This is a genomic window from Dysgonomonas sp. UBA7630 (assembly GCF_002483985.1).
GTDB lineage: Bacteria > Bacteroidota > Bacteroidia > Bacteroidales > Dysgonomonadaceae > Dysgonomonas.
The window spans coordinates 1-26091 of the sequence record NZ_DLIY01000029.1; the positions used below are offsets into that span (position 1 = coordinate 1).

The 26091-nt window shown below is 38.5% G+C and carries 19 protein-coding genes and 1 tRNA gene; 6 read left to right on the plus strand and 14 right to left on the minus strand.

Annotation, left to right across the window (positions count from 1 at the left end; all coding sequences use genetic code 11):
• Nucleotides 1-448: 448 nt before the first annotated feature.
• Together B3P17_RS12710 and B3P17_RS12715 are read left to right on the plus strand one after the other, a co-directional pair.
• Nucleotides 449-1117 carry a DUF3800 domain-containing protein gene (locus B3P17_RS12710; RefSeq protein ID WP_291105736.1) on the plus strand — a complete coding sequence of 223 codons (669 nt, stop codon included), beginning with the start codon at nucleotides 449-451 and terminating at the stop codon, nucleotides 1115-1117.
• A gap of 2 nt (nucleotides 1118-1119) precedes the next feature.
• Complete coding sequence (locus B3P17_RS12715) at nucleotides 1120-1629, plus strand: hypothetical protein (RefSeq protein ID WP_291105738.1); 510 nt, start codon at nucleotides 1120-1122, stop codon at nucleotides 1627-1629.
• Between the two features lie 254 nt (nucleotides 1630-1883).
• Here B3P17_RS12715 and B3P17_RS12720 read toward each other — a convergent pair whose 3' ends face one another.
• The 4 genes from B3P17_RS12720 to B3P17_RS12735 form a co-directional block, all read right to left on the minus strand.
• Nucleotides 1884-2069: a helix-turn-helix domain-containing protein gene (locus B3P17_RS12720; RefSeq protein ID WP_291105739.1), complete on the minus strand. Its 186-nt coding sequence runs from the start codon at nucleotides 2067-2069 to the stop codon at nucleotides 1884-1886.
• 214 nt (nucleotides 2070-2283) lie between these two features.
• The gene (locus tag B3P17_RS12725) at nucleotides 2284-2466 is read right to left on the minus strand and encodes a hypothetical protein (protein ID WP_291105741.1); all 183 of its coding nucleotides are present in this window, start codon (nucleotides 2464-2466) and stop codon (nucleotides 2284-2286) included.
• Between the two features lie 66 nt (nucleotides 2467-2532).
• On the minus strand, nucleotides 2533-2799 hold the full coding sequence (locus B3P17_RS12730; protein WP_291105742.1) for a hypothetical protein: 267 nt from the start codon (nucleotides 2797-2799) through the stop codon (nucleotides 2533-2535).
• Between the two features lie 43 nt (nucleotides 2800-2842).
• A complete protein-coding gene (locus B3P17_RS12735; RefSeq protein ID WP_252637605.1) occupies nucleotides 2843-3091 on the minus strand; it encodes a helix-turn-helix domain-containing protein in 249 nt (82 codons plus the stop codon).
• Between the two features lie 179 nt (nucleotides 3092-3270).
• On the opposite strand from B3P17_RS12735, the gene B3P17_RS12740 reads away from it, so the two are divergent.
• The gene (locus tag B3P17_RS12740; protein WP_291105744.1) at nucleotides 3271-3522 is read left to right on the plus strand and encodes a hypothetical protein; all 252 of its coding nucleotides are present in this window, start codon (nucleotides 3271-3273) and stop codon (nucleotides 3520-3522) included.
• A gap of 224 nt (nucleotides 3523-3746) precedes the next feature.
• Nucleotides 3747-4157 carry a hypothetical protein gene (locus B3P17_RS12745; RefSeq protein WP_291105745.1) on the plus strand — a complete coding sequence of 137 codons (411 nt, stop codon included), beginning with the start codon at nucleotides 3747-3749 and terminating at the stop codon, nucleotides 4155-4157.
• A 151-nt stretch (nucleotides 4158-4308) separates the two neighbouring features.
• Here the strand turns inward: B3P17_RS12745 and B3P17_RS12750 are convergent.
• From B3P17_RS12750 to B3P17_RS12790, 9 genes are all read right to left on the minus strand, one after another.
• Nucleotides 4309-4379 (minus strand) — tRNA-Gln (locus tag B3P17_RS12750).
• 35 nt (nucleotides 4380-4414) lie between these two features.
• Complete coding sequence (tyrS, locus tag B3P17_RS12755) at nucleotides 4415-5707, minus strand: tyrosine--tRNA ligase (protein WP_252639464.1); 1293 nt, start codon at nucleotides 5705-5707, stop codon at nucleotides 4415-4417.
• Between the two features lie 385 nt (nucleotides 5708-6092).
• Nucleotides 6093-8588: a glutaminase domain-containing protein gene (locus B3P17_RS12760; protein WP_252639465.1), complete on the minus strand. Its 2496-nt coding sequence runs from the start codon at nucleotides 8586-8588 to the stop codon at nucleotides 6093-6095.
• A gap of 28 nt (nucleotides 8589-8616) precedes the next feature.
• On the minus strand, nucleotides 8617-10791 hold the full coding sequence (locus B3P17_RS12765; RefSeq protein ID WP_252639466.1) for a hypothetical protein: 2175 nt from the start codon (nucleotides 10789-10791) through the stop codon (nucleotides 8617-8619).
• A gap of 240 nt (nucleotides 10792-11031) precedes the next feature.
• Complete coding sequence (locus B3P17_RS12770) at nucleotides 11032-11844, minus strand: DUF3823 domain-containing protein (RefSeq protein ID WP_135104499.1); 813 nt, start codon at nucleotides 11842-11844, stop codon at nucleotides 11032-11034.
• 23 nt (nucleotides 11845-11867) lie between these two features.
• Nucleotides 11868-13922, minus strand: a complete 2055-nt coding sequence (locus B3P17_RS12775; RefSeq protein ID WP_252639467.1) for a RagB/SusD family nutrient uptake outer membrane protein — start codon at nucleotides 13920-13922, stop codon at nucleotides 11868-11870.
• A 38-nt stretch (nucleotides 13923-13960) separates the two neighbouring features.
• On the minus strand, nucleotides 13961-17140 hold the full coding sequence (locus B3P17_RS12780; protein ID WP_291105751.1) for a SusC/RagA family TonB-linked outer membrane protein: 3180 nt from the start codon (nucleotides 17138-17140) through the stop codon (nucleotides 13961-13963).
• Nucleotides 17141-17161: 21 nt separating this feature from the next.
• Nucleotides 17162-18628, minus strand: a complete 1467-nt coding sequence (locus B3P17_RS12785; RefSeq protein ID WP_252639469.1) for a glycoside hydrolase family 76 protein — start codon at nucleotides 18626-18628, stop codon at nucleotides 17162-17164.
• A gap of 100 nt (nucleotides 18629-18728) precedes the next feature.
• A complete protein-coding gene (locus B3P17_RS12790) occupies nucleotides 18729-20531 on the minus strand; it encodes a carboxypeptidase-like regulatory domain-containing protein (RefSeq protein ID WP_291105753.1) in 1803 nt (600 codons plus the stop codon).
• A gap of 441 nt (nucleotides 20532-20972) precedes the next feature.
• Here B3P17_RS12790 and B3P17_RS12795 point away from each other — a divergent pair, with 441 nt between their 5' ends.
• The gene (locus B3P17_RS12795) at nucleotides 20973-23468 is read left to right on the plus strand and encodes a Kelch repeat-containing protein (RefSeq protein ID WP_252639471.1); all 2496 of its coding nucleotides are present in this window, start codon (nucleotides 20973-20975) and stop codon (nucleotides 23466-23468) included.
• Nucleotides 23469-23569: 101 nt separating this feature from the next.
• Here B3P17_RS12795 and B3P17_RS12800 read toward each other — a convergent pair whose 3' ends face one another.
• Complete coding sequence (locus B3P17_RS12800; RefSeq protein ID WP_252639472.1) at nucleotides 23570-24859, minus strand: UDP-N-acetylmuramoyl-tripeptide--D-alanyl-D-alanine ligase; 1290 nt, start codon at nucleotides 24857-24859, stop codon at nucleotides 23570-23572.
• A gap of 268 nt (nucleotides 24860-25127) precedes the next feature.
• Here B3P17_RS12800 and cysK point away from each other — a divergent pair, with 268 nt between their 5' ends.
• A complete protein-coding gene (cysK, locus tag B3P17_RS12805) occupies nucleotides 25128-26075 on the plus strand; it encodes a cysteine synthase A (RefSeq protein ID WP_006843938.1) in 948 nt (315 codons plus the stop codon).
• Nucleotides 26076-26091: the final 16 nt, after the last annotated feature.

Genomic DNA, 26091 nt, shown 5'->3' on the forward strand with positions numbered 1-26091 from the left:
ATTAACACTGGATTTTCCAAGAATTTTCGGAGTCCATAAAAAAGAAGCAGGAAATAATTATTCTGAGTTTTTGGACTCCATAAAAAAAAGGGGATAAAACAACGGTCAAACAACAGACTAAAGATTTTTTCACTATCATTACGCATATGTGTGCTAGTCCTCTTAAAATCTAAGAAAACCTCAAATTCAGAATAAATATAATATAATTGACTTCAATGGTAACAACCCAAAGGTTACCGCAAGGGTGAGTGTAAACAACACCAAGATTGCACTAAGGAGGGGGAGTTTTTTGAGTCCATAAAAAAAGGAAGAACGATGTTGAGGGTGTAGATTGGGAACACCCTTTTTGATTTCCATAATTTCGGGTATTTGGTCGAGATTTTTTTTTCGATAATATCATATGCTTCTGAAAATTATTAGATTTGCATTCTTTAATAATCTATACATTATGGGAAAAACATTTAATATTTACTGTGATGAAAGCTGTCATGTTGAATCCGATCACAAAGACTATATGTTTCTCGCTTCAATAAAGTCGGCATACAACGAACTAAGTATCCACACTGAGAATATAAAAGAAATCAAGAAAAAACATAATTTCTATGGAGAGATAAAGTGGACCTCAGTGTCAAAGTCTAAATTACATTTCTATAATGAACTTATTGATTACTTCTTTACTACAGATCTTTCGTTTCGGTGTGTTGGTGTAAGGAAATCGAAAATAAGGAATGATGATTTTGGCCAAAGTTATGATGAATTTTATTATAAAATGTACTACATATTACTTAACCATGATATAAATAGTGCCTTTAAATATAATGTATATTTGGATATAAAAGACACGCTTAGTGCAAACAAGGTCAAAAAATTAAGAGAAATCTTAAATACAAAATATGGTGTATTTAGAAATGTACAAAATATACGATCGAATGAGAGTCTGTTGCTTCAAATAACTGATCTTTTAATGGGTGCAGTTTCATATGAAAATAATAACTCAGAGAAAGAGAATCTAGCTAAAGTTGAATTAATAAAAAAAATTGAGCGAAACATTAATACTGATATAAAACATACCAACTATTCTACAAAATTTAACATTTTCTTCATAAACCTTCAATAAATATGACATTAAATCTAACAAAATCTTATAACGATATATTAGATCTTATTGGAATGAGTGAAAAGCAAGCAGAAAACTCATTAAGAAGAATTTTTATTAGGGACATATTATTAAATAAGAATTTCTGCTTTAAGGGTAAACCGATATATCCTACTCCAGATAAAGACGGGGATATCAAAATGGAAGAACTATTTTTTCACTTAAGGACAGTCATAGTTGACAAAACTTTAAGAAAAAGATCTTATGACATAATCAGATCTGAACGATTACATTGGTTAAAATTTCATATAGATGAGAAAAAGAGCAACAATATGCTTATATTTTCTGTAGATGAACTCGAAGGCATTAGAACTTATATTTACGATGAAACGGAGAAATATGTCATAGTATTGGAGCCTCTAAGAAATCAATCCTCATATTATCTCCTTTCTGCTTATAAAGTCTTAGGGAAAGACGCACAAAGAGATAAATTTAGAAAAAAATACAAAAGAAGATTACCAGATTTATATTAAAAGCAAAAAACGCATAACTTCTGGGCTATGCGTTTTCCGATTTCCTTCCTTCGAATGAAGGATGAACTTCATTACAAAGTTACAAATAAATATTTATAAGCAATATAACCTATAATTAATTAATTATAAAATATATTATTTGTCACTTTTCATATAATAACAATTGCAATTGCTAACTGTTCATTTATAGATAAATTCAAAAATTTAAAATGCAGATTTACAGCTTAGGTATCCTATAAATTGCACACTGGTGATTATTTTCTTTTACGTTTATTTTCTTTCAAAAAATCGTCCTGATCGAAAAGTATAATTCTACCTATTTCCTTATACTTAAGTAGACCTTTCTTTTTCCAATTGTAAACTGTTTGCCGATGAACTCCGAGATATTCAGCTAACCCGCCTAGTCCCTTAATTGGTTTTTTTGTTGCTTGTGATTCCATGATTAAAAGTTTTGAAGTCTTTATCTGTTAATTCGAAATATAAATATACAGTAGAAGTAAGTGTAACAGGTGTTACACATATTTACGCTGTTACAGGTGTTACACTTTGTAAATTGCTTATAATATATCGATTAGGCAATATATTACCGTAACAGGGTGTTACACTTCTATATTAATAGAGATAGCTTAGATAAATGAATCCTGTCTCAATGGATCACTTTCTTTTGCGTTTGTCTTCTATGAATAGATTTTCAGGATCATAGAAAATAACAGCTCCTATCTGAATAAAGTTCAGCTTACCTAGTCGCTTCCATTTACCGATTGTTACATCAGAAACGCCCAAATAAGCAGCTAAGGCTTTATTCCCTTTTATTAGATTCGATTTTCTAGCTTCCATAGTATCTTATTAAACATCCTTTCTACCTTCTATCGTTATTACTCACTTTAGTGATAGAGACGATCGCTATTGTTTCTTGCGTTTCATATTCTCCCACATCTCTATACCTGTAATAATATCGGATAGTAGGTATTGGGCTTTATAGTCACTCTTACTTGTGTCTTTCAAAAGACCGTTAGCAATAAGTAAATCTATTTTCGGTTGCCCAAACTGAGCGTACGCCTCTCTTTTTGAAAGGGCGTATCTTCCAGTTTCGATAAATCCCTTTAATGTTGAGTTCACTATCTTTTGTATTAGCTTAACGTCTGCTGTTATGTCTATTGTAAAGTTCATATTAAAATAATCTTAATTGGATATTCCCACGAAGTAGTTACCTCTACTCCTTTTCAACTTTTATTCTGCCATTACAATGAGGACACGTGATAACATTCTGTTTAGGTTGCTCGAATAGGTCCGTAAAGGGAACACCCAGAGCAACGGCGATGCGTTCATATGTATCTATTGATGGCTTAGTCTTTTCATTAATCAACTTGCTCAAATTTTGAGGTGTTATTTCTATCAATACCGCAAGCTCTGCAACCTGCATACTTTTCTCTTTTAAAATCTCTTTAATTCTTAATCCCATATTTAGACTAATTAATGTTTAACGCTATGCAAATATAAACCATGTTTTAATGATATTCGTTATCTAAAATGTTAAAAGTAACGTTTTAGATTAAAAATATTTGATATAAGTATTGTCTACTTAATCTTTATCGTTATCTTTGAAGTGTAATTAAACGGTAAACATTAAATATTGCGATTATGACTACTTACAACCTATCATCGATAATGAAAGAAGCCCACAAAATAAAAAGAGGCTATAAAGTATCAATGTCGGATGCTTTAAAACAAGCTTGGAAGATTGCTAAAGTTGAGGTTCGCAATAATGCTATACTAGCAGCTAGAAAGGCAGCTTACGAGGCTAAATTAGCTAAAGAGGTTGCTGAATATAATGCTAACTATATCGCATCTCCTGCACGCTATTACGGCAACGGTGCATACAACGGAGATTAATAGAAAAAATACTTCTTTTTCTTGGATATGTACAAATATTCGGTGAGCTTGCGATCAACAAGAAAAATCCAATAATAATAACTATTTAAAAGGCAAAGTTACGCATCTAACCATCTTTAAATATAGTGTAGAAGCCATTTTTGAGAGAGCGTAACCGTAACAGCGTAACCATGTAACTAAATAAGAATAACTTAGATATAATACACATTTAAAAACTTATAATTATGGAAACAATACTAATCGATGAAAAAGAATTAAGAGACAAACTTGTAAAGAAAGCACGGGAAATGAACGCAAGTATACTAGAGTACCAGCGAAAAAAAGAAAGTGAATTTGGCATAAAACCTATCTCTTATGTGGGTGGGCTGACTGGTATCTTATGTAGTGAAAAATGGACATTAGAGAATAATATAAATAATCTACTCGCCATATTTCATAACAACTTTCTGGAAAGCATATTCTTTCAACTTAACACTATAAAGCAAGACAAAACGCTTGCTATCGTGCTAAGATATTTACAAAGTAGGGGGCTTGAAGAAGATTTTGCTCAATTCAAGAATCAAATAAAACATGCATCTACTGATCGGAAAAACTTTATAGCCATTCAAGAGGGAACAGAGCTATCCGACAAATAGAGTATTACTAACTTTGTATTGAAGCCGTCTTGCTTTGGAAAGTAGGGCGGTTTTGTTGTATAAAAATTTATTTCGTGACCTTATTCGTGACCACACCAAAACAAAGGCTGCATATCTATTTGACATACAGCCTATATTCCACTTTATTTTGTTGTCTCACTAGGATTCGAACCTAGACAGGCAGATCCAGAAACTGCAGTGCTACCATTACACCATGAGACAATATTACTTTTGCGAGTACAAAAGTAATAATTATTTTATTTTGCGATCAACAGGAAGTAATTTTTCTTCCCTTTTTGTGCTATTATATATTTTCCGGCTATAAGAGACGAAGCGTCAATAGCATCGTCAAAGTTTTCCAGCTTCTCTTTATTGATCATTACACCTCCCGCTTGCACAGTCTTACGCATTTCTCCCTTCGAAGGAAAAACAGCAGCTTGCTCTGTCAACAGATCAACAGCCTTGATTCCTCCTGCAAGCTCATCTTTCGAAATATCGAATGTGGGAACGCCTTCAAACACCTGAAGGAAAGTTTCCTCGTCCAGCTTCTTCAAAGCATCCGCAGTAGCATTGCCAAATAGAATATTTGATGCTTCCACTGCTTGATTGTAATCCTCCTCAGAGTGAACCATTATGGTTATTTCTTTAGCAAGACGCTTTTGCAATGCTCTGAGATGAGGCGCTGCTTTTTGCTCAACAACCAAGCCTTCTATCTCTTCTTTATCGAGTGCTGTAAATATCTTGATATATTTCTCTGCGTCTTCATCACTTACGTTCAACCAGAACTGGTAAAATTTATAAGGAGAAGTATATCTTCTGTCGAGCCATACATTGCCCGATTCTGTCTTACCGAATTTAGTACCATCGGCTTTAGTTATCAGAGGACACACAAGAGCAAAAGCCTCTCCTCCCGCTTTACGGCGAATAAGCTCTGTCCCTGTGGTGATATTTCCCCACTGATCGGAACCTCCCATCTGAATACGACAACCCAGTGTCTGATATAAGTGAAGAAAGTCGTAACCCTGCATCAACTGGTATGAGAACTCAGTAAAAGACATTCCTTCCGAAGACTCTCCGTTAAGACGTTTCTTAACAGAATCTTTAGACATCATATAGTTCACTGTGATATGCTTTCCTATGTCGCGGATAAAGTTCAGGAAAGAGAAATCTTTCATCCAGTCATAGTTGTTTACCAATAAGGCTGCATTGGGTTTGTCAGACTCGAAATCGAGAAACTTAGCAAGTTGCTTTTTCAACGATTCCTGATTATGGCGGAGAGTTGCTTCGTCCAATAGGTTACGTTCGGCTGACTTCATAGAAGGGTCACCGATCATACCTGTAGCTCCTCCGATGAGAGCTATCGGGCGATGTCCTGCACGTTGAAAATGCTTCAAAATCATTACGCCCACCAAGTGTCCGATGTGCAATGAGTCGGCTGTAGGGTCGATACCCACATAGCCCGAAGTTAATTCTTTTTGCAGTTGCTCTTCCGTACCCGGCATGATTTCATGGATCATACCTCTCCATCTTAATTCTTCAACAAAATTCATCGAATCAGTTTTATTAATGTACTATGTAACTAAATTTTAGTTAGTGTGCAAAAATACGACCTTATTCCGAATAGAAAAAAAGTTATTACAAATAATTTAGTATCCATACTTTACTTCTTTTTATTTAATAATCATATTTCTAAGATCAGTGAGGAACAAAAGGTGACAATTCCCAAAAACAACATTACCCTATACAACAACACCTTAACCCTAAAAAGGTGACAAAAGTGACACTTTTTATCTCATTTATTTCTGTCACCTTTTTATTGAACCTCTGTTCTTATATAGATAATTTTTTAGGGCTCTTGATAATAATGAACTCCAATAAAAAAGAAGGCTCACAAATAATTTGTGAACCCCCTTCCATGAAATAGTTGCCTAAAACCTATTTACTTCCTTTTAGCTTTTCTTCCAGCATTTTGATATAATAGCCTCCGACTACCGAACGGGCTTTAAATCCTCTGTAGTTTGGCTTATCTGTAAATACCCAGTCCGACATTGGTATTCTGTCTACTGTTTCGTTCATAAACAAATGCAGCGGGTCGATAAACTTCTCGAATGTCGCTTTATCATCAGCAAGCGTAGCAGTCCATATTATCCAGTCTGTCTTGGTATATGTTTCACGATTGTCGAGAGGCAGTCCGTATTTGTTTTGTTTGCCTAAATAGTAAGCGATTTCTTTCTGAGCCACTTCGTCAGGGAATATATTCATCTTTAGAAGCTTATTCCATACCAAATTATACTTCTGGCTCCATGTTCCCGGTTTGTCGAATGTAAGGCGATAATGATCTCCATCATCAGCCATCTTCATCCACTCTTGCGCCATTTCCTTAGCCTTAGCAGTGTACTTTTCGGCAACATCTTTTTTCCCGAGCATATCGGCAAGCTTGCCATACGAAGCAACACCCATAATAGCCTTCACCGACAAATTCACATTGTGAGCAAAGTGACCGGCAAAGTCGTCTGTACACAACTGGTTCTCAGGATCGAGACCATATTCCACTAGATAATCCGTCCATGTAGTCAGTACATCCCAATGTTTTTCCGCATATTTGGCGTTGCCTTCCATGGCTGCAATAGCAGCTGTAAGAGCGAGCATATTACCTCCTTCTTCTATTGGCATGTCACCCCCGTAGGTTTGTCCGTTAGCCAATGGATAAGTACCTACATCATGAGCAGGGAATGGTTTTGTCCATTTACCACTTTCGCTATAATAGAATATATGGTTCAATAGACCTTTAGCTAGTTCAGGATTGTAATACAAGAATAACGGTGCTGACGGATATGTTACATCCACTGTACCAATAGAGCCATTACTGTTGTTTTCTTTCGACAAGAATAGTAAATCACCATTCGGTGCTTTCACCAATTTATGAGCTGTAATAGCTTGACGATATGCCAAAGCACAAAGCTCCGCATATTTCTTTCCTCCCGCCAGAGATGCTTTATCCATTAGCTCCTTGTCAAACGCATAGCATTTCTCTATCAGCTTGTTGTATTCTTTATTTGCCGCATGAAATTGTCCTGCGATAGTCTGATTGCCGTCCTGATTCCAATATGGGCGAAGGTTATCTCCAAAATATTGTATCGAATAAATATCATCATAACCAATCATTACTTTTCCTGAAAAGCTTTCGACAGAGCCCAGATTATGAGTCAAAGACATTTTCGACTTTTCATTTTCTCCTGTGGTTGCTTGCCCGTCCTGAACGTTGTTGACGAAATTAGTTCTCAAAGTATTACTCTCTCCAATATTAACCGATACATTTTTTTTCTCGGCTACGAGGTAGAAATATCCCCAGTCGATGCGCAGATCGTCGCCTTTTTTAGCGAGTATATTCTGTTCCTTGCTTCCCGATTTAAGGAATAACAGGCCGTTGTCTTCAAAGCTCTGGCTTACCGACTCCTGATAAGGTTGATCTAGTGCCCAACGTGGAGAAGCCTCGAAGTATACTTGTACATCATGAGCCTTTCCATCATTAGCCACAACCTGATAGGTAATGTAATTTACAGGGCGAGTCAGTAGGTTCAAATCATCCATAAACAGAGGAGCAGAGAAAGTCAATTTCAGATCAACCTCGCCACAAGCAAATGTGTAATGCGTTTGCGTGGCTTGCACATCTACAGACTTTTGCACAGCAGTTTTTTCGAGAGCTGTATGCATCTCTTTCTGTACCAGCAAACCAAAATCCAACAGTCCATTACCCACAGGGTTCTTACAATGAGCGGCTATCAGGTTATCCCCTTTCTTTAGTGCATTCACAACATCTGCCGACAATTTAATCATTGCATTTTTGTTGCATGTCGAACCTGTATTATGGACTTCAATACCATTGATGTAGAAAACGGCATCGTCATCGTTCGAAAACTCCAAATAGATTTGTTTTCCTTGTACATCCTCATCTAAAACGATGTGTCTTCTGACCCAGATATTTTCGGTTGTCCAATCTGTTTTAGCTGTAGGCTCATTTATCTTTGTACCGAATGCACCTTTATCTTTTTTCCAAGACGAATCGTTGAAATTATTATCCTTCCAGTTTGCTGCCGGCTGCGTAGTCGTATAGCTGCCATACCATTCGCCTTGCTCCGATGTTGGCACAAGGGGATCCAACTCTACATCTTCAGTACCCATAAAACGATAGGCAACGCCATCCACCTTTATGGCTCCTATAAGCGGAAAGTCTTTCCCTGTCCAGTGCTTTACAGCACCATCGTACAGATTGTCTGTCATAGACCACGCACTGGTGTATGGGTCTATTGTGACCAAAGGGTACGCAGGGGCTCTTAATTCATTTTTAACCACTTCATAATCTTTCACACCACTGCTTTTACAGGCGAGTAAGCCAAACAGCGGAAGAAGATATAACACAATGCTCTTCATGCGATTTTCTTTTTGTTTTGTATATAATTTACCATTTAATATTAACAGATACTCCCTCAGGATTATTCTCAAATTCTAATAAATAAGTCTTCGTCTGCTGATCCCATGCGTTAGCCAAGAATTCTTCTTTGCCGTTTACCGATACGCTCACAGGTTTTCGGGGTAGTAAAACACGAGATGCGTTCGTGGTATTTATAGGACTTTTTGCAACAAACGAATAAGAACCCTTCCCTACCTTTTCTTCGTATACCCGACATGCAGCGGCAAGCACCTGCGGACGTTGTTTATTTGCCACTCTGTCTATATTCAGCAAGAACGCTTGTTCTCCCGGATTTACAGTCTTAGATTGGTATACAGGTAGCTTGGGGTCAAATAAGTCAATGAAATTCCCTTTTATTATATAAGGCTCATTACTCACGCTTTCGTCAAGCACAGCAACCAGATCATACGCTCCTCTTTGGAGATAAAAATTATTTTTAAAGAGCAGCTTCCCTGCATTTGCCTTTTGTTCGTACATTCTTTTCACTACATCGAGCAATTGCTTATCGTTATCGGCTTTTAGAACAAAGTCTTTTGGATCAGTTCTGATAATATAAACAGTTCCTTTGCCATAGCTGTATTCTCCTTCTTTGGGAGATGAAGATATATTCATCTGCTCGAACAGATGGTTAGACGGAGCAGTGTATTTATTGCTTCCTGTATTCCACCACTCTTGCACAGTCTGAAACGGATCACTATCGAGCCCGCTATAAACCAACACACCTCCGGCTTTCACCCACTGAGCTATATATGTATGAGCTTCGGGAGACAAAGGTTTCATATTTGAATAAGACATAAGCAATACTTTCGTATCGGCTAGTGCTTCTTTATAACCTAAGTTTTCTATATGGGCTGTTTTTACAGGTACTCCTCGTTTAAGGAAAGGCAGCGCCTGTCCGTAGAAATTTGCCAACTGAGGGTCTTCATATCCTGCGTGTGTTGGAAATCGCTGAAACATCAGTGAGTTTGCCATCAGCACGCTTATACCTCGAGAGCCTGTCACCTTATTATCAGACAGAGGCATACTGTTCAGCGAGTTTACCATTATTTGCATTTGTGTAGAATAGTGTCTTGGTATTTTTTCCTTTTTGTCACTATTCGCACTTGTTCTGTAAAGCCCTTCATAGATACGTTCGGGCCAAGGCATTATTTCATAATCTGCTATATTGGGGTATAGCAATTGAGCCGTAAAGGTTGCCTGATAGTTCTTTTTGTAATCTGCCCAGTCTCTCGGCCAGTCTTCGATCGGATCGGTGAGGAAGAACATTTTTCTGCCTGTGGGAGCAGTCATCGACTCCATCGAGCCATACTCGAGAAACGCTGTTTCGAAGACTCTCTCTTTTACTTTTCCATCAAAGTAGTTTGGTTCTCTTGACGTACCCGTCCATACTTGGGCTATATATCCGTCTACACAATCAAGAGACGCCAAACTTGCTTCAGGGCTAACTATCATCCATTGCGAATAATTAACCAGTGAGTGTGTGGGCACATAACACTTCACATCTATCCCGCGACTCTTACCATATTCTTTAGCGTATGTAAACACTTCTTTGAGTGCATTGTAATACAATTGATATTTTAGTTTATTGGCTAAATATGTGTTTTCGGGAGACTCGTGTTGTGGTCTCCAGTCAAAACCATAATAGCTTTTCCATTCTCTCTTGAAGGCTTCACTATAGCCTGCACGAGCCCAAAATTCGGGTTCTTCCATAAATATGGCGTCGATGCCTGCATCGATCACCCGCTTTACATGTCTTTCTTTTATATATTTCAGGTAGTTCTGTGTAGGAACGATATAAGGAACCATATGTCCATGCCATATCGTGTCTCCATTTTGTTGCACCTGACCTTCGTCCAGATGCATTTTGCCATCCCATTGTCCTGTAAAGTAGTCTTGGTATTCGCCCCAAGCTATGCCTGTCATGAAGTGAGCAATATAACCTCTGTCGCGCCACGATTGCACACGTTCTTCAAACGGTATTCTTTTCGATTTATCAGAAGGGTTTCCACCTACTCCATATACCATCACCGCATCGGCTCGGGTATCTATTGTTGGTCTCCACTCTCGTGAAGTCTGGAATGTGGTTTTAACATTGTCTTTGGTTTGAGCCCCCAGCTGAAGACCAAGCCCCAAAAGGCATAAGATTAATACATTCTTTTTCATAATAAGGTAATAGCCAAGTTAATTTAATTTGTTTAAGATCAGTATCAAGTTACATAGAAGATAACTTTTTGCATAGAGAGCAAAGGCTTGTCAAAGGGCATTTTCTTTATATATTACAAACCTCATTAGTATACATCTGCAAATATAACCTGATTTAGGATAATAAATAAAAATTTAAGGTTTAAAGCCTAACCGGCAGGTCAATTACTTTAAACCTTAAATCTGATTTACTTCTCTACATTATGGAATCATCACCTCCATTGGCTCATTGTAATTCCATCTGCGGGTTCCACTACCTAGCGGAGTATCGTAATTGATACGTGCTGCTGCACGAATAAACACTGTACGTCCGGCAGGTATAGTGCCTTTAGATTCGATCGTAATCGTTTGACCAAACAAAGAGTTAAAAGCTGAACCTGTATATTCTATCTGGTTCGACCATCTCTCGTCACGGGCACGGTATCCTACCGTTGACGAATAGCTGACGAACAATTGAATATCAGTCATATTCAAAAAGCTATTGTTATAACTTCCCATCGGTTCTATCTTTGCACGGAAGTCTTCTTCCGACACGCCACGAGTTACACGTACCTTTGCTTTTATCTTCCCGTTGGTAACAGTAGGCTCTTCTACCCATTCTACTTTTAAGAAAGGCTGTACTTCAAACTTCACCTTGGTTGTTCCTTTTATATCAATCGTTTTTGTTTCGTCAGCCAAAAGTATGCCACTGGCTTCGCGAATGAGAGGAATAAAAGGACCGTCGATACGGATATTATAGTTTCCTTTAAACAACTTTGTATTTCTAAACGATCCGTCAGGCATACAATAGAAATCAGGATTGTGTGTAACATTATCACCCCAGCTAAGCTCGGTGAGACGTACACGAATACCTTCGCTACCTTGGTCGGTAAGCACACGCTCGCCGGTAGCCACGTCTACTACTTCACCTTCCAGTGTTTCGGCCGGCTCTTCGTAATTGTCCATCTTGAACAAATCGCAGGAACTGAAAGATAGCAGTGCACACATTAAAGAATAAAATACTATTTTTTTCATATTCTGTGTTTTATTATTGTTCATTATCTATTTGGTTGTTGATCAATTACAGGGCTCTTAGAAACCTCTCCGCCAGGGATTGCAAAATAATAATCGATCGGATTATACTCGAATGTTCTCAAACCTACCATTTGGAAATGGGCATCGAAGAAATATTTACCTGTTTGAGTAGAAAGGAACGGATACAATCCACGGAAACGATAACGAGAGTTATTGCTGTAAGCATCCTTATTCCGTGTTTCACCCCAGAAGCCATCACGTCCATCGTAATGTTGTACACGCCAGCGTCTCAAGTCCCATTTGGTCTTATGCTCAAAAGCAAGTTCTTTACGTCTCTCTTTGCGCACAGTATTGCGTCCTTCTACCGATGAAGTAAGATTAGAAGTAAGCTTGGTTGCTCCTGCACGTTCGCGAATCTCGTTTACTGCATCTGTTGCTACTTTCAACAAGTCTGATCCATCAGGAGACGGTTCGCCTGCCAATGACAATTCTACAGCAGCCTCAGCAGCATTGAGCAATACATCAGCATAGCGCATCAGGATAAAAGGTTGCTCCGATTTTCCTTCTGCTGCCACAAATGCAGGGTCAGGATTTAGCCATTTACGTCCATAAAGCCCTGCCATTGCAGATTCTCCCTGATCGTAGAACGGACCATTTGCTCCGGAAGCTGTTATTGTTTGTCCATTAAACTCCACTTTTTCAGGGTTCTCAAATTTTGGGCTCAAATATAATGTCTTAGGCTTCTGTGTATAAACATCCAAATGCTGGTAATAGGTTTCGGCATTAGCATACGAATAATCCTTGAACAAAGGCTTAACCGGTGTTGAGCCTGTGTATACTCCCGCACGAATTTCAATTTCCTTGCCCTTAAACATATCTCCCGGGAATATTACATAAGCACGTAATCTTGGCTCTGCATTTTTGAAAAAGTCCATTGGCTTATCATACAATATATAATCACCGTTTGTATTCGATGTTCCTGTTGTTACCTTAACTGTTCCATCAGCATAGCGAGCAAATCCGTCAAACAACTCAAGGAAGTCAAGAGTAGGACATGTTCCCGACGACAACGGCGCACGGAATATGAATGGTGCACTATAAGCATCATACCCGTGAGTTAGAGTTGGATACATATATTTTCTCACATAAATATTTTCTGGGCTTGAAAGGTCACTAAACATATCCACCATATTCTGGTATTGCGCTTCACGATCTGTAGCCGACCATTTTTTCTTATAGAGAGAATAGCCTCCGGTCTGCATTACTTCACGTGCGGCTTTATATGCTTCTTTGAAATATCTCTTGGATGCACTTTGCCATGTGTCTTCACCGAAACCGATTACACGAACACCGGTCTTCTGACCAAAGCCGGTAAGGCGTCCTGTTACAGTTTCGTTGTATTTAGCAACGCTCCCTGCATACAACATTGCTTCCGATTTGAAAGACAGAGCTACATATTTGTTAGCATATCCGGACTTTGGACTGGTTGGGCTCAACAATGAAGCTGCCTGGTCGAAGTCTGCTAGAATCTGATCCCATGTTTCCTCTTCGCTGGCACGTGGTACTTCTAGTGCCTCTTTATCATTCGGATACTGAATCACCTTTGTTACCAGTGGAATTCCTCCAAAACGACGAGCCATAGCATAAAATACAAAGGCACGTACAAAGTACCCTTCACCTAAATAATGATTGTATGTCTGTTCCTGAAATGAATCCTTATATTTAGGTAGTGTCTCGAGCAAATAATTGGCTTTGCGCAACAACGAGAATGCATTTCCCCAATAGGCAGTGCGTTCACCTGTGAAAGTCTTACATATACCGTCACGATTAAGGGCCTCTCCTGTTCCTTCTATACCCATAGATCCCAGCCATGAGTTGAATTCTACACCCCATTCGCCCATATATTTGAAATCCTCGAAAGGCATGTTGCTGTACATAGTCGCCATGTAAATATCCATACCCGACTCATTGGTAAGAAGGTCTTCGTCGGTTATCAGATTTTTTGGCGGAATATCTAGATCGTTGCAAGCAGCAAAGAATAACATGCTTAGCAAAGACAGTATTAATATTTTTTTCATATCTATCAAATTTATTATTTCGTTACTAATACAAGTTTTTAGAACGTAAGAGACATACCGACGGTGTACGTTTTATTAAGTGGATACAAACGTCCCAATTCATCATCCGGGTGCTCAGGGTCAACAAATTTCACTCCTGTTATAGTAAATAGGTTGTAAGCATTGGCAAACATGCGCAATCTCATAGACGACAATGCTTTTATCTTAGGCAATGTATACCCCAATTCGATACTCTTAAGACGCAGGTAAGCTGTGCTTACACGGTTGAATTCAGAGTCTGCATCAGGATAATGTCCTGTATAGCCATAGTAACCCGATACCCATTGTGTTGCCGGATCGTAAGGATCTGCAAACGGATCTACCGGATGCCAACGATCTAGGAACTGAGTAAGTGTACCACCACCATTGCTACCCCATATAGCGTACAATGGCTCTTGGTATTTCATAGAACCAAGTGCTGATCCTTGCAACAATATATTCAGGTCGAAATTCTTGTATTCGAAATCAAAGTTGAAACTATAATTCAACCACGGTGTTTGGTCATACGCATAAGGGTGTTTATCCAAATCGCTAATTTCGCCATCACCATTCCAATCTACATATTTATAGTCGCCCGGTAAAAGTCCACGATCTTTATAAATCGGATAAGACCAGATATCTTTCCAGTTCTGATAACGTCCGGCAGAAGTATAACCGAACTGTACTCCCTGATAACGATTAGTCAGGTTGTCGTTACGCCATCTGTCGTACGAGTTTCCCCAAGGTCCTTTTTCGGAAGCGATCATGTGTTTTTGACGGGTAATTGTACTAATCGCTTTTACACGATACGAAAAATCATTTATCTTGTTACGGTGCGATAGTTCAAGGTCTATACCGAAATGACGGTCACTGTCCAGGTTTTCATTTGGAGCCTCAGCACCTACTACGGTAGGCAAATCTCCTTTGCGACGGGCAAACATACCTTCGCGACGACGATCAAAATAATCGGCGGCAAAACCAAACAATCCGTTCCATCCTTCGAAGTCTACCCCAACATCGAATGTGCGAGACTCGTACCAAGAGATGCCTACATTAGGAAGCGGCTTGGTAGATGCGGCAGAAATATATTTATCTCCGATGATGAATCCCGGTGCATACTGATTGTAATATCCCGAAGCTGAGTTAGAGTTTGTAGCAGGATAGTTATATCCATTTGCCCACTCATAATTCCAATCGCCGGACAAGTCATCCCCTAATACCCCATAGCTGGCACGAAGTTTCAACTGATTTACAAATGACAAGGCAGAAACCGATTTGAAGAAAGGCTCTTCAGAGATACGCCATCCTGCCGATACAGAAGGGAAGAATCCCCATTGGTGTCCTTTTGCAAATTTAGAAGAACCATCGTAACGGAATTGGGCTTCGAGAATGTAGCGACTGCCATAAGCATAATTTATCCTACCGATCATTGCAGCATTAGCTTCTTCATAAAGGTCATTGTTGCCAATATTCATACCGCCCAACTGATTTTCGTCAACACCCGCAAAAAGGTAATCTGTAGAAAATGCAAGCTCACGCTGTGCATAGAAGTTATCTCCAGTACGCTTTTGTGTTTCCATACCAACTACTCCACCAAAAGTGTGCTCACCGAAAGTACGGTTGTAGTTCAATAATAGCTGGCTCAATATCTGTTGCTTATTATATGATTCGCGGCGAAGACGGCTTGGCGAACTGGCATTGAACAATGCCTGATCATAAGAACCGGTAACCTCATTGTATGCATACTGATAGTATTCTTTACGATATGCCTTATTGTTATCCATACGGTAATTGAAGCTCACTAACGCTTTTGCCGATAACCCTTTCAATACGGGAGCTACAACACCTAAATCGTAATTAAGCGATGCCGAAGATTGAAAATATTTTTGTTGATATTTTCTATATCCCGATATATCGGAAGTCATTTGTGCTACGGCATTCTCCTGCATTTCCAACCCTTGATAGTTTAGCATTGTATTTTCAGGGTCAGCATACGCCGGATTCAAAACACCTTGTCTCCAATAAGTACGAATGATATTTACAGCATCTGTATATGGATTGTTGCGCTCATCGGCAACACCGCTTAAATTAATATCAAAAGTTAACCCGTCAAGAATCTTAGTAGTAACGTTAGCACGAAGATTATATTTATTATAATTAAGGTCGCCCGATTTAAAGAATCCTTCCTGATAGAAGTAACCCATACCTACATAGAACTGAGTTTTGTCATTACCACCGGTGATGCTTAGGTCATGTTGCGTTTGCGGTGCATAATTAGAGAATAATAAGTCTGTCCAATTCGTTGTGCGGCGAGTGCCGTTGCGAAAAGCTTCAAAATCTTCCTCCTTATAGATGATACTTCCTCCATTGATATTGTTCATCGACCTTTCGTTGTACAATGTCATAGTTTGGTAAGGATCGGCAAGAACCGGCATACCCGATGGCTTTTGGAAAGTATATGTACCGTTATAAGAAACTGATGTTTTTCCGTCTTTCGATCCTTTTTTGGTAGTCACCAATACAACTCCATTTGCTGAACGAACCCCATATATAGCTGCCGAAGCATCTTTCAGAACAGAGATATCGTCAATATCATTTGCATTCAAACGTTGAAATTCTTCTGTAGTACTCGGAATACCATCGATAACGACCAATGGTGCACCTAGTCCGCGAATGTCAAAGTTGTTATTGAATGTACCCGGCTCAGCACTCTTTTGCCATACACGCACCCCGGCAATTTTACCGGTAAGCATATTCTGAGGGTTTTCGTTCTTAGTTTTCAACATCTCGTTCCCTTTGATGCCTGCCACAGCTCCGGTTAAAGTAACTTTCTTCTGTACGCCATAACCGACAACTACAACATCTTCGAGAGTGGTTTCGTCAACGGTCATTGCCACATTGATCAGGCTACGTCCGTTCACCTTCTCTTCTTTCGTTCCATATCCTAAGAACTTAAAGACCAAAGTCGCATTTGCAGGAGCATCGATAGTATATTTACCATCTATATCTGTGATTGTACCAACAGTCGTATTCTTAATTGCTACACTCGCTCCGGTTACAGGCTCATTGTTTTCATCTGTAACTATACCCGATATAGTCTTGTTTTGAGCCCATAGCGAAGGCGCAAAGACAAGAAAGAGCATCATTAAAATGCAGGAACACAAAAATTGCATCCTTCTGGCATGATGTGTTTTTATCATAACAATATAAATTTAAGTTAGTTAATTTTTCTCCAATTCGTATCGTGCTAAGGTTGCGTATTCGGCAGCAAAAGCGAATGTAAACATCCCTTCGAGTCTGTTATTTACATTTTCGCGACTCCAGCCAACCAGCAGATTTGCAGGAAGTAATCCTCTATAAAAGAAGTTATCGTACCCGTAATCCAAATTCTTCTGGAAAGTATCGATATATTGCGATGCGTTTTTGTAAGATGAGTATGCATCTACATATCCACGCATCAGTACGCCATTAAACCAGTTGTTGAACCCAATCAGGTCGTAGGTATAGTACCCCGGAACATTAAGACCAAGTTTTGCAAAATATTTGAAACTTGCATCCGATAATTTTTTTCCATCTTCCAGATATACATTTTCCCCTGTTGCACGATACAGATCGGCTGCACCTGAAATCATCGAACCGCAATTGTACGAATAAGGAGTCCCTGTACGATCGCGCAGATTGGTGTGCTTGCGATATTTTACCCCATTCACAGTTTCGTATGCCACATCACAGTTAGGGTCGCAACCACCCATCATATCATGGTATACACCATCTTCACGCAAGAGGTTTGTTTTTTGCCAGTCATAAACTGCTTTAGCAAATTTCAGATAGTATTCGCTCTTTTTCACAGTTGCCGATTTACGGCTATTATCTGCAGCAATATACTTATAGGTAATCTCATCATTCTTACCTTTATAGAGCTCTGACAGCCAAACTAACGGGCTAACTACAGGACCATTACTACACGAATGTTTTGTTACATAGCCCGGCCCCCAAGGAATACCTCCATACTCTTTACCGTTGCTGTCGAGAACACAGTCCCAACCATCGAGCACGTATTCTGTCAGATATTCGGCTTCTGTGAGATAAGTATTATTTCCGGTAAGCTTATATGCTTCCAGTAATTCACGTATCAGCCACTGCTGGTCGTCATATACGTTGTGTATACCCTCTACCAGTGCAGTTCCTTTGGCATTACCTCTATCTACGCCGTACACAGACCAGTCTTTAGTCTGCGTATATGAAGTAAGACTAAATGTTCCTTTATAATACGCGGCATTGGTATACAGCTTGTTCAACAATTCGCTATAGCGGTTGAAATTCTTATCATAAAGTTCGGCTTTGCCTTTCTCCTTGTGAGCTTTCAACCCGTGTAATATTGCGTTCACAGCCTCGATAGAGCTGGTGTACATCCATACACTTCCCTTTTCGTCAGAGCCGTCTCTATTCGCATTGGATTTAGTATAAGGATTATAAAATCTCGACATTGCCATTCCTTCGCCTTTGAAATGATAAAGCATGGCACTATCTACCATTTGCATAGCACGAAGGATGTTCTGCTCGGCAAGATTATCGGAAGTAATAGTTCCCGGTTTTTTGCCTCCTCCATTGTCTATTTCGGGATTATCGCTGCATGCAACGGTTATTACCAACAAAGAACAAAGAATAGTTGTTACTATTTTTTTCATTTTTTCTATTTTTCTTGTATCTCAGTGTACTCTCTGCATAGACAATACTTTTTATAGTACTGCCTTATGCAGAGGATTCACTAAGACCACAACATTTTTATTAATTTAGATTGATACTATAGAATACCAGTTTACTTTCATCACCGTTGCTTTCGCCTTTGTATACACCGAACACCAATACTACATTGTTGCCGTTAAACTGTGACAGAACGTATACAAATGAAGCATAAGCTTCAGGCTCACCGGCTCCACCCGCACCGTGTTTGAATTTCCAACAGCCATCTGCGGCAGCGGAAGCTTCTTGAGCGGTATTCGATTTTGGAGCAACATGCACAACTGTTCCGTCTTCTTTGATTGCAGTCAGCTTAAAGAATGTATAGTTACTTCCAAAGTTACGAGTCTTCAAAGTCAGCTGATTATTACCTGCTCCTATCGCAAACTTAGAATAGAAGTATGCTTCGGGCTCTTTGGTATTAACAGCAGTGCCTGAACCTCTGGTCTTAATCAAGTAACCTTCGGAAGGGAATACTTCAGGGTCTTTGTGAAGAGGGACAAAAGCCCATTCAAACGCTATATGAGAATTTTCGCGCCATGAACGATAAGCAGCTTTATAGTTATCTCTACCACCACTTACTTTACTTATTCCACTAAATGATTTCTTTGGATGTACCATCGTAGAGCGTACCATTTCCTGTGTAAGCTTCCATCCATCGACTACATCTGTTCCCGGTAACCAATCCCAGTTCTCTACTTTTTTATCAGCAAAACGGATAGCACGAAGAACTAATTGTTTCCAATAATCGCCTGTTTTTTGTCTATAGATACCAACAGCCACAATCACTTCTTTACCGACATATGCACTCAAATCGAAATCATAGTCAGCATAATTACCAGAGCCATGAGTCTTTGTGTCTCCTATCTTCACATTCGTAGGTTCTGCTGCCGAAAGATCGATAACCTGTACTCCAAAATAGGCCGGAGAAGCCTCATCAGCATCATGGGTACGTACTCTAAGGGAAAGTATTTTATTATCCTCTGTTATTTTTTTACTACCGTATACAAAAGAGTCAAAAACATCAAGATTAGCCGGATTGTTTCGTTCATCACCAGAATTACGGATTTGTAGTGTTGTCCCCTCATTCTGCTCATCCCAAGCACCTCTCAAGTCAAGGGCACACATGTAATCACCAGACCAATCCCAGTGAGGATATGCATCGCCATTACGTCCACCACGGTATTCATTGTAATACCACTTATCGGCAGTTGCCAAATCTTCAGCGGTTAAACCACGCAGTAATTCAACACCGCCCATTCTTAGATCTACAGTTGCAACACCATCAACGAAATCACTTTCGTTTACTGTTTTGGTTATTGTTACATAGTCGGTTTTGGTAAATGTTACTGTATAAGTTCCTTTTACCAAATCTTCGATAACAAACTTACCATCACTCCCCGATGTTGCAGAAACATCAGCACTTATGCTAACAACAACTCCGGCAAGAGGTGCACCACCATTTTTAGCATCGGTAAGCGTACCTACTATTTTAGAATCCGCATTTACCATTTTCACACTTGTAGATGCTACTTTGTTAGCATCGAATTTACCGGCAGTAATAGTTACACTAATTGTTTGAAATCCCTTCTTTGAGAATTTTACCGAATGGGAGTCAATAGATACGTTCTGGGCAGTATATTTGCCATCACTTCCTGTTGTCACTGTTTCGTCTACACCCGATATGGTAACAGTAACACCACTAATAGGAGCATCCATCTCATCTAATACAATCCCCGTAACAGTGCCGTAATCGACATGTTCCGATTCATCATCACTACATGAGGTTGCTATAGATACTATGCCGCCAAGCATAGCCACGAACAGAAATGTTCGCAAAATTTTCTTCATTAAAATCATGTTATAAAAGTTAAGAGTTAACATTAATTAGAAACATCAATGTACATAGGCTGATTTTTGGTTGGTTGATTAATAGATTTTGGTTATTAAATTATTTTTCTTTCATGATATGGCTCGACATACGTATTGCCCGTTATCATTTTTACCAAAGATTGGCGCTCGAAGGTTAATTATTGGGTTAAATTTGGGTTATTAAGTAAAAAAAAACATTAATCTTATGCTTATTACCTTATTATGTGCACATTATAAGAAACTATGAAAAACTAGTTAAAACGGTATTAAAAGCGAATCTCTTTCTATTAAAAAGATTTTAATATCTTTATATCTTGATAAGACACCTCTACCCCTTCTCCATTTATCACAAAACAGAGTATTATTATAGAGGTCACCCGGAAACAATCTTATTAACTTGAAAATTGTATTTTCTATCCCATGAAACTGTATCTATATATATTTTTAATACTTAGTTGTTTTTATTCACAAACAGCCTTATCTCAAGGTCTAAAATTTTGTGGAGGGGAACAATCTATAGATAAAAGAACTTCTTACGATGTTTTCAAAAATTCATCCGTTGCCTTTTCCAACTATTTCAATATTGACTTTAAGATAGCCCTTTATCCTGCAAAAGAAATTGGATACATTCTTCGTATAAAAAATGAGAAATCCGACAAAATCTATAATTTATTTTATGACGGACAAGGCAGTAGTTTTGTATTCAAATTCAATGAAGAAGGGCGCAGCAGCTTGATCACAGCCGAACTAAATAAAGAAGAACAGCTTGATAAGCATTGGCTCAGAATGATAATATCATTTGATCTAAAGAGTGATTCGATAAGATTAACCGTAAACGACAGGGTATTTAGAGCTGCAGCCTCAGGGCTTCCTGAAAAATACTATCCGGTTATTCTATTTGGTAAAAGCGACCACATTATCGACACTCCTTCTTTTGCAATAAAAGAGCTTTCGGTGGGGAATAATGAGAAATATACATTCCCATTAAGAGAGAATGAAGGAAATATAGTCCACGACTCGAAAGGGAAGGCATTGGGAGAAGTATTAAATCCACAATGGCTGATAAATGATGCTTATCACTGGAGCTTTAAGACTTCATTCAAATCTGAAACTGTAGCTGGAGCCAACTACAACGTAAAAAAGAAAGAAATATATTACTTCAACAGGGATGCTATATCTATATATAATGTAAGATCGGGTGAAACAAGGACAAAAGTATTTGATGAAAAATGTCCGGTAAACCTTGCTTTGGGTACAAACTTCATCGATACGAAAAACAATAGACTATATGCATATGAGGTGTATCACAATATAACGGATGAACAGCCCATGATTGCCAGTTTGAATCTGGATACCTATCAATGGACAACAGAAAGCACTGAGCGACTGCCTAAACAACTACATCATCATGGGGCTTACTACGATCCTTCAACGGATAAATACACCATCTTTGGAGGATTCGGCAATATGTACTATAGTAAAAACTTTTACTGTTTCGACCTAAACGAGAGAAAATGGTCAACACTGGACGGTTTTAGCGGAGATACAATACTTCCTCGTTACTTTTCGTCAGTAGGATATCTGAAGAAAACAAATTCCATATATGTATTCGGAGGGATGGGTAACGAATCCGGCGAACAGGTGGTAGGACGAAAATATTTCTATGATCTGCATAAAGTTGATTTAAATACAAAACATATAACAAAGCTCTGGGAAATTCCATGGGATAAAAACAATGTAGTACCTGTACGGGGAATGGTTATCCTTGATGATTCTTGTTTTTATACATTGTGCTATCCTGAGCATTTTTCGAAGTCATTTCTACAATTATACCGCTTCTCGCTGAAAGACGGAAGTTATGAAATACTAGGAGACTCGATTCCGATATATTCGGATAAGATTACAACAAACGCTAATTTATATTACGACCATCAGCTAAATAATCTGTATGCAATTGTACAGGAGTTTGCCGATGATGTATCTTCCGATCTTAAGGTTTATTCGTTAGCATTCCCGCCCATTACAGCAGACGATCTTACCAATTATCCGAAAGAAGAATCAGGTATTATTGTTTTAATAATTATCGGCCTAACTTGTATATGTATCTCTATTGTAGGGTATCTTCTATACAGGAGATTTGTCCAGAAAAATAAGAACAGCAGAAACACCAGTCAAACATTAAGAATGCTAAACAACGATAAAGAACGGATTGATAAACCTAATTCCATTTATCTATTCGGTGAGTTTACTGTGCGCGATAGAAACAATAAAGATATTACCTATATGTTTAGTACAAAGCTAAGGCAAATGTTTTTTCTTGTTCTGCAATATAGTATCGAAGACGGTATCACCTCCCAACGACTTAGCAACCTCATATGGCCCGACAAGCCTGAAGATAAAGTAAAAAACTCGAGAGGTGTTACGATCAATCATTTGAGGAAAGCTCTAGGTGAGCTGGACGGAATTGAATTTGTATATGACAAAGGCTATTTTAAAATAGTATTAACCGACGAATGTTATTGCGACTTTGTAAGATGCATTCAAATCATATCTACGGGTATAGAAGAAAACAGAGAAGAATTAATAGAGATACTGACACGTGGTAAATTCCTAAGATCTTCAGATCAGGCTCTTTTTGATACATTCAAGATAGACATGGAACATAAACTGGAACCTGTATTATTAATAGAAATCGAAAAAAGCTTTACCACAGAAGCTTATCAGACAACTATAAATCTAACAGAGGCATTGTTCAATATCGATCCGTTGAATGACGAGGCCTTAGTTTTCCAGACCAAAGCTTTACAAAGATTAAAGCTAAATGAAGAGGCTCGCATCCGCTATCAGGCATTTGTTGTAGAATATAAGAAAACAATGGGTAGTGACTATCCTCATCCTTATAAGGATTTGATTTAAGATATCTTACTTTCGGTTCTATCCCAAAAAATCAATCAAGTATATAAATAGAAAAAGATCCCCAAATGAGGATCTTTTTCTATTTTCGACTTATTATCTTTTTATAGCATGTCAATGCATTTCTCAAGTTGTACTCCCCTCGAGCCTTTAAGCAATATATAACTATCTTCAATCGGATCTTTTTTGAGATATTCTTTCAGGTCATCAAGATTTTTAAATCTTGGATACTTTGTTTTTACCCTGCTGAAATTATCTCCGATAAACATAACCCTTTCAAAATCATGATCGCTTATATAATCTGCAATCTTCTGATGTTCCATGTCTGTATCAGGCCCCAACTCCTTCATATCTCCAAGGATAAGAACTTTATGATTTACATCCATATGGTCAAAATTTTCGAGAGCGGCGTGCATACTTGTCGGATTGGCATTGTATGCATCTATTATAAGCATGTTTTTCTCTGTTTTCTTTAGTTGCGAACGGTTATTAGTCGGCACATACTCCTCTATGGCTTTACATATCAAAGAAGCTTTTACTCCGAGATACTTACCAATGGTTATTGCAGCCAATGCATTAGAGAGATTGTACTCCCCTATCATATTTGTTTGTACCTTATTACGTTTACTGCCAAATTTCCATTCCAATGCAAGGAAAGGACTGATAGATGTTACTTTTCCTGAAATAAATAAATCTTCCTCCAGTCCATAATATATAGACGTTATCCCTTCCGACATTTCGCGTAAGAGCAAATTGCTGTAGTCTATAAATATCTTCCCATCTTTGGTGCTGCGGATAAATTCATACAACTCCCCTTTCGCCTTCACCACATTTTCGAACGAACCAAACCCCTCGATATGTGCATGTCCCAGATTCGTAATCAGCCCATAGTTTGGTAAAGCCATCTCGGCAAGAAAGCGGATTTCACCTACATGGCTCGCTCCCATTTCCACGATCACAATCTCATGTTCTTTTTTTATCCTCAGTAAGGTTAGCGGAACTCCGATATGATTATTCAGGTTTCCCTGAGTTGCCAGCACATTATACTCCTGAGACAAAACAGAATAAATCAACTCTTTTGTAGTTGTTTTTCCGTTTGTTCCGGTGATAGCGATAATTGGCTTTTTTATAAATTGTTTCCGGTGATGGCGGGCTAATTCTTGTAGTGTTTCCAGACTGTCTTTTACTAATATTATATTCGGTCTGGTTGCGTATCTTTCTTCATCAACAACAGCATAGGCACAGCCCTGATCGATTGCTTTTTCAGCGTATTCATTTCCGTTAAAATTTGCACCTTTTAATGCAAAAAATATTGAATCTTTAGGACTATTACGTGTATCAGTTGAAATTTCTGGGTATTTCTTATATATATTATATAGATCTGATATCTCCATAGCGTTTATACAAATTTATTGTTTCCTTTCAAACGTTTATTAATGTATTACTTTTTAGATTTGTAAAGTTCCACAAGATTTGCTTAAAGCACTACGAATATACGTTAATAATTTCTATCAAACATTCTTCTTAACGTTTTTTACTTTATCAAATATCTCAGCAAAATATACCATAAACATGGTATCAAAATACCTTACTTTAGCGATTTTATATGTACCTCAAAGTATGTACCTTTGTATCAATAATTAAACAAACAAATCAACGGTTATGGGAAAAATTGCAAAAAAATTAACTGATCTTATCGGAAACACTCCGCTATTGGAGCTATCAAATTATAATAAGAAACATGGAGTAGATGCTCATGTAATTGCTAAATTGGAATACTTCAATCCGGCATCAAGCGTCAAAGACCGTATTGCCAATGCGATGATAGAAGAAGCAGAGGCATCGGGACTACTTCACCCCGACAGCGAACTGATAGAACCAACCAGTGGAAACACAGGGATAGGGCTTGCTTTCGTAGCTGCGGCAAAAGGCTATAAGCTTACATTAACAATGCCTGAAACCATGAGTATAGAGCGTAGAAATCTACTTAAAGCACTTGGTGCAAATATTGTTCTTACTCCGGGCCCCGATGGCATGAAAGGTGCGATAGCAAAAGCCGAAGAACTACAAAGACAAAACCCGAAGGGAGTTCTTCTTCAACAATTTGCGAATCCTGCAAACCCTGCAATACATAAAAAAACGACTGCTGAGGAAATCTGGCGTGACACCGATGGTAAAGTCGACATCTTTGTAGCAGGAGTTGGTACAGGCGGAACTGTAAGCGGTGTAGGCGAAGTTTTGAAAAAACACAACCCAAATGTGCAAATAGTGGCTGTAGAGCCAACAGACTCACCTGTATTATCAGGAGGCAAACCCGGCCCGCATAAAATACAAGGTATAGGAGCAGGCTTTGTGCCAAAAACATACAATAACTCTGTTGTAGATGAAATAATTCAGGTAAGCAATGACGATGCCATCCGCACAAGCCGTGAACTGGCTCGCGAAGAAGGTCTATTGGTAGGTATATCTTCGGGCGCAGCAGCGTATGCCGCTACATTGTTAGCAAAAAATCCTGAAAACAAAGGAAAGAATATCGTTGTAATCCTTCCCGATACAGGAGAGCGTTATCTGTCTACAGTATTGTATGCTTTCGAAGAATACCCACTTTAATCAACATAATACGATC